The sequence below is a fragment of the Bacillus sp. FSL P2-0099 genome, assembly GCF_038007445.1.
Taxonomy (GTDB): Bacteria; Bacillota; Bacilli; order Bacillales; family Bacillaceae_G; genus Bacillus_A; species Bacillus_A mycoides.
The window spans coordinates 5,243,148-5,257,169 of the sequence record NZ_JBBOXE010000001.1 but is presented as its reverse complement, the minus strand read 5'-3'; the positions used below and the strand labels follow the sequence as shown (position 1 = coordinate 5,257,169).

Annotated in this window: 6 protein-coding genes; 4 read left to right on the top strand and 2 right to left on the bottom strand. The window is 36.5% G+C overall.

The genetic code is table 11. The features are described 5' to 3' along the window. Positions 1 to 30: 30 nt before the first annotated feature. Complete coding sequence (locus MKY90_RS27295) at positions 31 to 1,068, bottom strand: PTS sugar transporter subunit IIC (RefSeq protein WP_002130098.1); 1,038 nt, start codon at positions 1,066 to 1,068, stop codon at positions 31 to 33. Positions 1,069 to 1,302: 234 nt separating this feature from the next. On the opposite strand from MKY90_RS27295, the gene MKY90_RS27290 reads away from it, so the two are divergent. Continuing rightward, positions 1,303 to 1,665, top strand: a complete 363-nt coding sequence (locus MKY90_RS27290; protein WP_002130097.1) for a YxeA family protein — start codon at positions 1,303 to 1,305, stop codon at positions 1,663 to 1,665. Positions 1,666 to 1,690: 25 nt separating this feature from the next. On the opposite strand, the gene MKY90_RS27285 is transcribed toward MKY90_RS27290, so the two are convergent. After that, the gene (locus MKY90_RS27285; protein WP_341093127.1) at positions 1,691 to 2,731 is read right to left on the bottom strand and encodes a S66 family peptidase; all 1,041 of its coding nucleotides are present in this window, start codon (positions 2,729 to 2,731) and stop codon (positions 1,691 to 1,693) included. 148 nt (positions 2,732 to 2,879) lie between these two features. Between MKY90_RS27285 and MKY90_RS27280 the strand changes: the two genes are divergently transcribed. The 3 genes from MKY90_RS27280 to MKY90_RS27270 all read left to right on the top strand — a co-directional run bounded on the left by MKY90_RS27280 (position 2,880) and on the right by MKY90_RS27270 (position 13,876). Next, the gene (locus MKY90_RS27280) at positions 2,880 to 3,317 is read left to right on the top strand and encodes a DUF1934 domain-containing protein (protein WP_002089794.1); all 438 of its coding nucleotides are present in this window, start codon (positions 2,880 to 2,882) and stop codon (positions 3,315 to 3,317) included. Further along, entirely contained in the window at positions 3,317 to 4,987 is a 1,671-nt protein-coding gene (gene argS, locus MKY90_RS27275) for an arginine--tRNA ligase (RefSeq protein ID WP_098167853.1), read from the top strand. Before MKY90_RS27280 ends, argS begins: the two co-directional genes overlap by 1 nt. A gap of 1,599 nt (positions 4,988 to 6,586) precedes the next feature. Then, on the top strand, positions 6,587 to 13,876 hold the full coding sequence (locus tag MKY90_RS27270; RefSeq protein WP_341093123.1) for a Cna B-type domain-containing protein: 7,290 nt from the start codon (positions 6,587 to 6,589) through the stop codon (positions 13,874 to 13,876). Positions 13,877 to 14,022 lie beyond the last annotated feature (146 nt).

Below are 14,022 nucleotides of genomic sequence, written 5' to 3'. Positions count from 1 at the left end.
TTCTCAAACGATGAGAATAGCTCCCTTTCTTTACGCAACTTTCTCTTCCGAAGTAATTCCGCGAATTTCATCAGCAGAACGGATTGGATATTTGCGGAACACAATAGAACCGACGTATCCAACAATAGTGGTAACGATTCCGCATAATACGGCAGCAATCGTTACTTTTATTACATCATTAAATCCGAACAGTACGAGAAGTCCTGGAATTGGTGATGCTGTCCCTGGTGCATTATTAACGAGCTGGAATAGCGACGTAATAATACCGGCAAGCGCACCGCCAACAAAGTTTGTCATATAGATAGGAATTGGATTTGCTGAGACAACATCGGCCTGTGTTAACGGCTCGATTGCCACGGCGATTGTATCTTTCTTTGAACAGATTTTTAGTCGTTTAAAGAAAATGAAGTTCATTGGGGCAGAAGCTGCTACGGCAAGACTACCAATTGCCATTGGTAAACCAGTTAATCCAAGCATTGCAGTTAGTGCCATAGAACTTAATGGAGATGTAGAAATAACTGTTATTAATCCACCAAGCATAATACCCATAATGATAGGACTTTCTGTAGTTGCAACTGAAATCATAGAACCGATTTTACCAAGTGTTGCGTTAACGAGTGGATCCATAAGCATGGCCATTCCGCGTGAAATTGGTGCAGCGATAAATAGGATTGCTAAAAACTCTACACCAGCTGGTAATTTCTTTTCGAGAAACTTCACGACGAAGGCACAAACGTATCCAGCGAAAAATCCTGGTAAAATACCGAATCCGCTAGTAGCGATACCGATTAAAACAGCGTATACGGGTGAGACACCGATTGCTAATGCGACTAAAATTGCCGCTGCGACACCGCTCATGCTACCAGAAGCTACTCCTACTGATTGTAAAAAGTCATTATGAAACATTTCTCCACCAATATAACGGTGAAATGCTTCAATAAGAAAACTTGCGATTGCTGCATTAGCTAAAGCGCCCATTGCTTTCATTCCGTAAGGCGCACGGTAACTGAAAAGTGTAAATAGACAAAGTACAACAAGTAATAGTGCTAAACCTTGCAAGATAGCCATTTGAAAATTGTCTCCTTTGATTTTTGTAATAAAAATTTGTATCATTCAATAATAATATAAAAGTTTGTTAAACGGAAAAATTTTTTATTGGGAAATCGCTGTAAGGTGAAAAACTCTTACAATAATGTAAGGAAAGTGTAAGGCATTTCGATAGAGTATAGTATGCCTTTTTTCGTATAATACAGGTATAGACATACGGCTAGTGAGAAAGCAGTGCAAACAGGAGGCGCATTTATGAAATTGGTAATTAAAGTTTTAGCTGTGTTCGCCATTATTTTAGGTGGAACAGCATATTATTTAAACACGAAAACAGAAGGTGTGCATGCTTTTGTAGACAACTTCTTTTCAAATAAAGAAATACAAGATTATTATGCTGTTATAGATAAAAGTGAGAAAAAAGACGATGAATATTTGTATACATTTAAAGGGTATACAGAAGATGGAAAGCTACAAGTTATTAAAAGAATGGTGAACCGTGAATTGCATACGGGTGCTTTTATAAAAATTTATGCAAAAGGTATGCAGGGAAAAGGATGGGCTGAAATCTCGAAAGAATCAATCCCGCAAAAAGCGTTGCAAAAAATAGAAAAACCATAAAAGGAGCGAATCGTTCGCTCCTTTTTTAGTGCGTTAAAATGGTGATAGCTGAACTTTCTTTATTAGAAATGATTTTTGCCCTTCCGCCAATTGGGAAAGTAAAGATTGGAGTTGTATGTCCGAAACTGGCATTCGCAATAATAGGGATATGAGCAAGTGCAGGCTTTGAAGCAATCATTTCTTGAATGTCCTCTATCATACATTCTGTTCCTTTTTGCATTCTTCCTATAACGATGCCTTTTACGTATTCAAAATCAGTTTGCTGCATAAGAGAATGTAAATATCGATCAAAAGTTTTTAGGGTAGATTTTCCTGTTAAACTATCCTCTTCAAGAAATAAAATTTTGCCCTGTAAGCTTGGCATATATGGTGTACCTTGCAGTAAATTAAATGTGCTCATATTGCCACCAATAATATCTCCGATCGCTTCCCCTTCTTGAATTGAAACATATCCTTCATTTGTAATAAATTCTCGATTTTCTTGATCCATATACCAAGAGTCATCGCTCCAAGTTTCAGCTGGTAGTATTTCAATAGGTTCATGAGAAGTTAAGCACTTTAAAAAGTAATCGGTCGTATAATTGAGCCCTTTCTCCATTCCAAATGAAGAGAAGTGAGGACCTGAATATGTAACTAAGCCTGTTTTAGCATAAATCGCGTTACTTAAAGCGGTAATATCAGAATAACCGCAGAAAATTTTCGGATTTTCTCGAATTAAATCATAATCGAGATGTTTCAATAAACCATTAGAGTTGTATCCGCCAAGTGTCGTCAAAATGGCTTTTACATTAGGATCTCTAAATGCTTCGTGGAGGTCTTGAACTCGTGAAGAAATAGAAGAGGAAGCGAATCGATCTATCTCATCAGCATATTTTGAGAATGTAACTTGAAAGCCTATGTCGGTTAATCTTTTTATAGCAAGGTCTCTGTTTTCATTTGAGACAATACTTAAACTACAAGATGGTGAAATAACCCTTATTTCATCACCTTTTTTTAACTTTGTTGGTAGCACCAAATTCACCCCTTGAAATGAAAGAATATTTAGATTTAAAAAATATTTTAACATATGAAATAAAGTGAAGGTGAATTATTTTTTGAAAAGGAGTTTTCCTGATTTTTCAGCAGACAGACAGAGTCTTTTTTTGATATGATAGGAAAAGTGATTTATTATAAGTAGTATTTAATATCTATAACATTTGAAGGGTGTGCAAGACGTGAAGAAACAACTTGCAGGCTTGCCGGTACACGTTCATTTCGTAACAGAAATCCGTGAAGGGGCGAGGAAGGAAACCGTTGCTTTTGAAGCAAATGGTCAATACTATGTAAAAGGTCAAGGTACATATATAACATTCCAAGAGCCGAACGAACAAGGCGAAGTGAAAACAATTATTAAAATTCAAGATGAACAAGTTCTCATTATGCGCTCAGGTGCTATTTCTATGCGTCAGACGCATGTGAAAGGTGAATGGACAACTGGTACGTATACGAGTGAACTTGGTACGTTTGCATTGCAAACGAAAACTGATAACGTTCTTTTTAAATGGTCGGATGAAAAGAAAAAAGGACAACTCTTCTTAACGTACGCATTGCTTCTAAGTGAACAAGAAGCTGGCAGATATACAATTACACTTAATTTGAAGGAGGCAAAATAATGAATTCTTTAGAACAAGTAAAAGGATTGATTAAAGAAGAAATTCAAGCTGCTGTATTAAAGGCAGAACTAGCGACAGAAGAACAAATTCCAAACGTTGTATTAGAATCTCCAAAAGATAAAACAAATGGTGACTTCTCTACAAATATGGCAATGCAACTTGCACGCGTTGCGAAAAAAGCACCTCGTATGATTGCAGAAGAATTAGTTGCAAACTTCGATAAAGCAAAAGCTTCTATTGAAAAAATTGAAATCGCTGGTCCTGGTTTCATTAACTTCTACATGGATAATAGCTACTTAACAGACTTAATCCCAACAATCGTCAACGCTGGTGAAGCATACGGTGAAACGAATACTGGTAAAGGTGAAAAAGTACAAATTGAGTTCGTATCTGCGAATCCAACAGGCGATCTGCACTTAGGACATGCACGTGGTGCGGCAGTAGGTGACACTTTATGTAACGTATTAGCAAAAGCAGGATATGATGTATCTCGTGAGTACTACATTAATGATGCTGGTAACCAAATTCATAACTTAGCTCTTTCTGTTGAAGCTCGTTACATGCAAGCTTTAGGTTTAGAGAAAGAAATGCCAGAAGACGGTTACCATGGTGCGGATATCATTGGAATCGGTAAACGTTTAGCTGAAGAGTTTGGCGATCGTTATGCAAAAGCTGATGCAGAAGAAAGCTATGAATTCTATCGTTCATACGGTTTAAAATATGAGTTAGCAAAACTTCAAAAAGATTTAGCAAGCTTCCGTGTTAACTTCGATGTGTGGTTCTCAGAAACATCATTATACAAAAACGGAAAAATTGATCAGGCTCTTGCTGTATTAAAAGAGCGTGACGAAATCTTTGAAGAAGGCGGAGCAACTTGGTTCCGTTCAATGACTTACGGTGACGACAAAAACCGTGTATTAATTAAAAATGACGGTTCTTACACATACTTAACGCCAGATATCGCTTATCACCGTGATAAATTAGAGCGTGGTTTCGATAAGCTAATCAACATTTGGGGTGCTGACCACCACGGTTACATTCCTCGTATGAAAGCTGCTATTCAAGCACTAGGTTACGATAAAGAAACACTTGAAGTAGAAATCATCCAAATGGTACAACTGTACCAAAATGGTGAAAAAATGAAAATGAGTAAGCGTACAGGTAAAGCAGTTACACTTCGTGAGCTTATGGAAGAAGTAGGCGTGGACGCAATGCGATACTTCTTCGCAATGCGTAGCGGTGATTCTCATTTAGACTTCGATATGGACTTAGCTGTATCAAAATCTAATGAAAACCCAGTATACTATGCACAATATGCACATGCTCGTGTATGCAGTATCCTTCGTCAAGGTGAAGAGTTAGGATTAGCTACAGGTGGAGGCGTAAATTACAAACTTGTTACTTCTGAGAAAGAAGTAGAGTTACTGAAAAAACTTGGTGAATTCCCAGCTGTAGTTGCGGATGCAGCGCAAAAACGTCTGCCACACCGCATTACAAGCTATGCATTTGAATTAGCAGCAGCATTACACAGCTTCTACAATGCAGAAAAAGTATTAAACCAAGATAATTTAGAATTAAGTAAAGCTCGTTACGAATTAATGAAAGCAGTACGCACGACACTTCAAAATGCATTAGCAATCGTAGGAGTATCTGCACCAGAAAAAATGTAATAAAGAAAAGATGTCTATTTTTGTTTAGAATTGATATACAAGTTGATATATAAACTTCTGATCAGTCTATAGACTGATCAGAAGTCAAAGAAAGAAGATCAACGAAAAGACGTATGGGGGAGAACCTCACGTACGTCTTGATGAGGGTAAACTGAAATAAAAAAGAGATGGCAGAGCTGTCTCTTTTTTTTATTTCAGTTTTCTAATATAAATACATGTGACAAATACATGTGACAAATATATGTTATGGTGATGAAGTGAAAATAGTAAAATACCAATTAACTATTGATTTTTAGGAACGATTCTAGAATAATAGACTGTTGGGGGTAAAATTATCAAAAATCCATATATGTATTATTAGTTGGTGGAATGTTACTAGGAAATGGTGTGATTGTTGTAAAAAACATTGTTACAGCTATGCCAAATACTAAAATAACAATTCATCTAACCAATTAGTAATTAATCTTGAAAACTTCCATCCTAGTCAAGAAACTAGGGGGATATGTTTAAAATAGTACATATAGTACAATTGAAGTTTTCATGATTTGATAAAAAATAATGAAAGGATATAAATTTCTCGGTTTTGATATTATCATCATATATAAGCTCATTTTAATTCTTCGACATAGCCATGGAACCCATTAGGCAAAGTGTTTTTTCTCGACACTCATTTATATACTCCAAAAATGAAAAGGCTGAATTTCGTATTTCTATACGATTTACATGAAATCAGTTGACAATCATACTCTTTTTTAGTTACCCCCAAATTCGGTCCACTGTATTCAAATTTGGAGAATATGACTATCATCTTGCATAGGCAAACAAACAATACTTCATCCAGAGCGTTTTTAATTATATAATGCTGGCGGTGGAACGCTTCTTGTTCTACTTGTTTCGGTGTGTAGGTCGGCTGTGTAACTAAACACAAAACGTTTTAACATATGGCCAATTTCACCTCAACTCATAATGGCAGAAAACGCATCTTCAATAACATCTTTTAGAATACGAGTATCCAAGTATGTTTCACAGTTCGAACTTTCCTCGGTTGATATGCTAATTTCGATTATAGATGGTACTTCTTGTTATTCTTTTGGAGGATAAGTATGGAAGTTGGCCAAATGCATATTCGCTGTGAAATAGCTGGTCTATATTTGCCCACACTACAATTTTTGGTGTTGTTGCGCAATCGTTTGCGGTAGATGTGAAGAAGTTTTGGAAACTTTACGGCATAATAAGACGAAAGACTTTCATGCGTTTTATCGTGAGTGCTTTTTGAATTGTCTTCTTCTGACTTTGAAGTTATTCTATGGTCCGTCCATGTGTATTTGCAATTTGAATTTCTTAATCTGTTTTTGTTAAACAATATAGACCAGAAATAACATAGTTTAGACATGTCGGAGAAATGAGATGAATCTATATAAAAGTCAAACTTCAAGTTTGTAAGTAATAGAAGGGTTGAAAAAAGAGAAAAAGATGATAATAGCTATCAAAAATATTTAAGTGAAATAGCTTAATGACATTGAATAATAGAATCTTTGTCATAGTATGTTTGTACCAGGATCTATCTATTTTTAATTTTATAGGAGGACAACATAAAATATGTATTTAAAAAAAATTACTTCGATTTTTTCGATTATAATGATTTTCATGTTTACTATAGGTCAGAGTCTTTTACCTATAGTAGCTAATGCGCAAGAGCTAAACACAGCAGGACTTGTGGATAGTTTTCAGATTGGTAAAACAAATCTAAGTACCACAGAAAGGACTAAAGTAACTGTAAACTTCAGTGAAAAAGATGGACTTAGGCTGAAGCCTGGAGACACACTAACATTAACACTGCCTCCAGAGTTAAAAGGATTAAATAGCGAGTTTCTATTAAATGACTATGGTACTTGTAAAGTTACAGCAGGTACTGTGGTATGTACATTTAATGATAAAGTGGATACATATGAAAATATTCAAGGGTATTTAAACTTTTTCGTGGAAGCTACTAATGTAGGAACGGATCAAAAGAAAGAGATTGAAACCAATTTTGGTACAACTGTAGATAAGCAGTCTGTAAGAATTACCGGTCCAAGTAGTGGTGGTGGCACAGATCCTGGAAAGCCACCGTTTTTTTATAAAACTGGTGATATGAACTCAGGTAAGGACAATGAAGTACGTTGGTTCTTGAATATAAATTTAAATAAAGAAGAGTTAAGTCGTGATATTGTTGTGACTGATAATTTACAGGAAGGTCAAACACTTAATAAGGATAGTTTCTATATAAGTGTAGATGATTATCTAGGTCGTCGATCTTTAACGCTACAAGAGTTTGAAAAGCAAGGTTACGGAACGATTACCTTTACTGGAGACAGATCATTTAAAGTTATGCTTAATAAGGATAAAGCACGTCTTGCTGCCTTTACGATTGGTTATACATCTACTATAACGGAAGCTGGGAAGAAGCAAGAGTTTTTTAAGAATGATTATACGATTGATTACCAAGTCCTAAACAAAGAACCAGTTACTGAATCGGGTACTCATCCAGTCGAAAATATGACAGCTGGTGGTGGTGCTACTGGTAACAAGGTTCCAAAAGGAAAGCTGAAAATTGTTAAACATATTGAAGGAAATAAAGAAAAAGTAATTCCGAATGTCTCGTTTAAGTTGTATAAAGAGTCTGGTGAACAAGTTGGGGGCGAATATAAAACAAATGAAAAAGGGATAGTTGAAACTCCTCAATTATCACCAGGTAAATATTATGTACAAGAGGTTTCAGCTCCAGACTATATTGATTTCGATCCTCAGAAAAAAGTAGAGTTTGAAATAAAATCAGATGATGAAAATGGAGTCGAACTGGATATTCCAAATAAAGTGAAAACTACATCTGTTTCAGGAACGAAGATGTGGAAAGGCGATAACGAGAAAGATCGTCCAAGTTCAATCAAAGTAGAATTACTACAAAATGAGAAAATAGTAGACACAAAAGAAGTAACAGCGGCAGATGGTTGGAAATACAAATTTGACAACCTAGCAGTCTATGATGCAAATGGAGTGGCGTACAAGTATGAAGTAAAAGAACAACCGATAGATGGATACACAACAGAAGTAAATGGTTATGACATTACAAATACAAAAGTGGTACAAACAACCAAAGTAGAAGGAACGAAAACATGGAAGGACGGAAATGCGGAAAATCGTCCGAATATGATTAAAGTAGACTTACTACAAAATGGCCAAGTAATCGCAACGCAAGAAGTAACAGAAGCAAGCGGTTGGAAGTATGAGTTCAAAGATTTAGCGGCATATGATGCCGAAGGTAAGGCATATAAGTATGAAGTGAAAGAACAAGCAGTAGATGGATATCAAACAGAAGTAAAAGGTTATGACATCACGAATACAAAAGTAGGCAAGACGAAAGTAGAAGGAACGAAAACGTGGAAGGATGATAATGCGAAAGATCGTCCGACGATGATTAAAGTAGACTTACTACAAAATGGCCAAGTAATCGCAACACAAGAAGTAACAGAAGCAACAGGTTGGAAATATGAATTCAAAGATTTAGCGGCATACGATGCCGAAGGTAAGGCATACAAGTATGAAGTGAAAGAACAAGCAGTAGACGGATATCAATACGAAGTAAAAGGTTATGACATTACAAATACAAAAGTAGGTCAAACAAAAGTAGAAGGAACGAAAACGTGGAAGGATAACAATTCACCGGATCGTCCGAAAACAATCAAAGTAGACTTACTACAAAACGATAAAGTAATCGCAACGCAAGAAGTAACAGAAGCAAGCGGTTGGAAGTATGAATTCAAAGATTTAGCGGCATATGATGCCGAAGGAAAAGCGTACAAGTATGAAGTGAAAGAACAAGCAGTAGATGGATATCAATCCGAAGTAAAAGGATATGACATTACGAATACAAAAGATGCAAAAACAACAGTAGCAGGAACGAAAACTTGGAATGACAACAATGCATCAGATCGACCAACAACAATCAAAGTAGACTTATTGAAAAATGGCAATGTAATTCAAACACAAGATGTAACAGAAGCAACCAGTTGGAATTATACATTTGCAGACTTAGCACGATATGATGCAAATGGTGTTCCTTATACGTACACAGTAAAAGAGCATCCAGTAGCGGGATACAAATCGGAAGTAAATGGCTACAACATTACAAACACAAAAGTAGCAAAATTGACAGTAGAAGGAACAAAGACGTGGAAAGACGGAAATGCAATAGACCGTCCGGCAATGATCAAAGTAGACTTACTACAAAACGGTAACGTAATCAAAACACAAGATGTACTAGCAGTAATGGGTTGGAAATATATATTTGCAGATTTAGAAGCATACGATGCGAATGGAGTAGCTTATCAGTATGAAGTGAAAGAACAACCGATTGCGGGATATAAATCTAGCGTAAGCAGTTATGACATCACGAATACAAAAGTAGGCGAAACGAAAGTAGAAGGAACAAAGACTTGGAACGATAACAACGCAACAGATCGTCCGACGATGATTAAAGTAGATTTACTACAAAACGGTAAAGTAGTAGACACAAAAGAAGTAACAGAAGCAACAAATTGGAAGTACACATTTGAAAACCTACAAGCATACGATGCAAACGGAGTAGCTTACGAGTATAAAGTGAAAGAACAAACAGTAGATGGATATAAATCGGAAGTCAAAGGTAATGACATCACAAATACAAAAGTAGGCGAAACGAAAGTAGAAGGAACAAAGACTTGGAACGATAACAATGCAACAGATCGTCCGACGATGATTAAAGTAGACTTACTACAAAATGGTAAAGTAGTAGACACAAAAGAAGTAACAGAAGTAACAAATTGGAAGTACACATTTGAAAACCTACAAGCATACGATGCAAACGGAGTAGCTTACGAGTATAAAGTGAAAGAACAAGCAATAGACGGATATCAATCGGAAGTAAACGGTAATGACATCACGAATACAAAAGTAGGCAAAACAAAAGTAGAAGGAACGAAAACGTGGAAGGATGATAATGCGAAAAATCGTCCGACGATGATTAAAGTAGACTTACTACAAAATGGCCAAGTAATCGCAACGCAAGAAGTAACAGCGGAAAAAGGTTGGAAATATGAATTCAAAGATTTAGCGGCATATGATGCCGAAGGTAAGGCATACAAGTATGAAGTGAAAGAACAAGCAGTAGACGGATATCAAACAGAAGTAAAAGGTTATGACATCACGAATACAAAGGTTGGTCAAACAAAAGTAGAAGGAACGAAGGTATGGAAGGACGGAAACGGTGAAGAGCGTCCGGAAACAATCAAAGTAGACCTACTACAAAATGGCAAGTTAATCGATACAAAAGAAGTGAGCGCAGCAAGCGAATGGAAATATGCGTTTACAGATTTAGCGGCATATGATGCCGAAGGTAAGGCATATAAGTATGAAGTAAAAGAGCAACCAGTAGACGGATATCAATCCGAAGTAAAAGGTTATGACATTACAAATACAAAAGTGGCGCAAACAAAAGTAGAAGGAACGAAAACATGGAAAGACGATAATGCGAAAAATCGTCCGAATATGATTAAAGTAGACTTACTACAAAATGGCCAAGTAATCGCAACGCAAGAAGTAACAGCGGAAAAAGGTTGGAAGTATGAATTCAAAGATTTAGCGGCATACGATGCCGAAGGAAAGGCATATAAGTATGAAGTGAAAGAACAAGCAGTAGACGGATATCAAACAGAAGTAAAAGGTTATGACATCACGAATACTAAAGTTGGTCAAACAAAAGTAGAAGGAACGAAAACGTGGAAAGACGATAATGCGAAAGATCGTCCAAATATGATTAAAGTAGACTTACTACAAAATGGCCAAGTAATCGCAACACAAGAAGTAACAGAAGCAAGCGAATGGAAATATGCGTTTACAGATCTAGCGGCATACGATACCGAAGGTAAGGCATATAAGTATGAAGTAAAAGAACAAGCAGTAGACGGATATCAAACAGAAGTAAAAGGTTATGACATTACAAATACAAAAGTAGGTCAAACAAAAGTAGAAGGGACGAAAACATGGAAAGACGATAATGCGAAAGATCGTCCGAATATGATTAAAGTAGACTTACTACAAAATGGCAAGGTAATCGATACAAAAGAAGTAAGCGCAGCAAGCGAATGGAAATATGTGTTTACAGATTTAGCGGCATATGATGCCGAAGGTAAGGCATATAAGTATGAAGTAAAAGAACAAGCAGTAGACGGATATCAAACAGAAGTAAAAGGTTATGACATCACGAATACAAAGGTTGGCAAAACAAAAGTAGAAGGGACGAAAACATGGAAAGACGATAACGCGAAAGATCGTCCGGAAATGATTAAAGTAGACCTACTACAAAATGGTACAGTGATTGCGACGCAAGAAGTAAGTAAAGCAACAGGCTGGAAATACGAATACAAAGATTTAGCGGCATATGATGCCGAAGGTAAGGCATACAAGTATGAAGTGAAAGAACAACCAATCGACGGATACAAATCCGAAGTGAAAGGTTATGACATCACGAATACAAAGATTGGTCAAACAAAAGTAGAAGGAACGAAGGTATGGAAGGACGGAAACGGTGAAGGGCGTCCAGAAACAATCAAAGTCGACCTACTACAAAATGGCAAGGTAATCGATACAAAAGAAGTAAGCGCAGCAAGCGAATGGAAATATGCGTTTACAGATCTAGCGGCATACGATACCGAAGGTAAGGCATATAAGTATGAAGTAAAAGAACAAGCAGTAGACGGATATCAATCCGAAGTAAAAGGTTATAACATTACGAATACAAAAGTAAGCAAAACAAAAGTAGAAGGAACGAAAACATGGAAAGACGATAATGCGAAAGATCGTCCGACGATGATTAAAATAGATTTACTACAAAATGGTAAAGTAGTAGACACAAAAGAAGTAAGCAAAGCAACAAATTGGAAGTACACATTTGAAAACCTCCAAGCATACGATGCAAACGGAGTAGCATACAAGTATGAAGTGAAAGAACAAGCAGTAGACGGATATCAAACAGGAGTACATGGTTATGACATCACGAATACTAAAGTTGGTCAAACAAAAGTAGAAGGAACGAAAACGTGGAAAGACGATAATGCGAAAGATCGTCCGACGATGATTAAAGTAGACTTACTACAAAATGGCCAAGTAATCGCAACACAAGAAGTAACAGAAGTGACAGGCTGGAAATATGAATTCAAAGATTTAGCGGCATACGATGCTGAAGGTAAGGCATATAAGTATGAAGTGAAAGAACAAGCAGTAGATGGATATCAATCCGAAGTCAAAGGATATGACATCACAAATACAAAAGTAGGCGAAACGAAAGTAGAAGGAACAAAGACTTGGAACGATAACAACGCAACAGATCGTCCGAAAGCAATTAAAGTAGACTTACTACAAAGTGGTAAAGTAGTAAACACAAAAGAAGTAACAGCAGCAACAAATTGGAAGTACACATTTGAAAACCTACAAGCATACGATACAAACGGTGTAGCTTACGAGTATAAAGTGAAAGAACAACCGGTAGACGGATACAAATCTAAGGTAAACGGTAATGACATCACAAATACAAAAGTAGGCCAAACAGAAGTAGAAGGAACGAAGACATGGAAAGACGATAATGCGAAAGATCGTCCTTCAATGATCAAAGTAGACTTACTACAAAATGGCCAAGTAATCGCAACACAAGAAGTGAGCGCAGCAAGCGAATGGAAATATGCGTTTAAAGATTTAGCAGCATATGATGAGAATGGTGTAGCTTACAAGTATGAAGTGAAAGAACAAGCAGTAGACGGATATCAATCAAAAGTCAAAGGTAATGACATCACAAATACAAAAGTAGGCCAAACAGAAGTAGAAGGAACGAAGACATGGAAAGACGATAATGCGAAAGATCGTCCTTCAATGATCAAAGTAGACTTACTACAAAATGGCCAAGTAATCGCAACACAAGAAGTGAGCGCAGCAAGCGAATGGAAATATGCGTTTAAAGATTTAGCAGCATATGATGAGAATGGTGTAGCTTACAAGTATGAAGTGAAAGAACAAGCAGTAGACGGATATCAATCAAAAGTCAAAGGTAATGACATCACAAATACAAAAGTAGGCCAAACAAAAGTAGAAGGAACGAAGACATGGAAAGACGATAATGCGAAAGATCGTCCTTCAATGATTAAAGTAGACTTACTACAAAATGGCCAAGTAATCGCAACACAAGAAGTGAGCGCAGCAGGCGAATGGAAATATGTGTTTACAGATTTAGCGGCATATGATGCTGAAGGAAAAGCATATAAGTATGAAGTGAAAGAGCAACCAGTAGATGGATATCAATCCGAAGTCAAAGGATATGACATCACGAATACAAAAGTAAGCCAAACAAAAGTAGAAGGAACAAAAATGTGGAAAGACGATAATGCGAAAGAACGTCCTTCAATGATTAAAGTAGACTTACTACAAAGTGGCCAAGTAATCGCAACACAAGAAGTGAGTACAGAAAGTGATTGGAAATATGAATTTAAAGATTTAGCAGCATATGATGCTGAAGGTAAGGCGTACAAGTATGAAGTGAAAGAACAACCAGTAGTGGGATACAAATCCGAAGTAAATGGTTATGACATCACGAATACAAAAATCAAGGACGAACCAGGTGTAGATCCAAAAGATCCAAGCACAGATCCAAACACAAATACAGACAAAAATAGCGATTCAAAAGTTCCACCTAATAAAGAAAATGATAAGCCAACATTACTTCCTAACACAGGAGGAACATCAGCAGAAATGATTTCAATTCTTGGAGGTATGGTATTGTTCCTTTTAGGTGGAATTCTATTCGCTCGTCAGCGAATAGAATAATAAAAAAGCTTTAGATTATTGATTACATCGTAATCTGAGTAGCAGATAAATTAAAAAATTACTATTGATATTGCTCCCTTTAGGTAAGTATTCAAAAACACTTCACGATAAAGTGAAGGGAAGAATGCAACCTGAAGGGTTTTTTT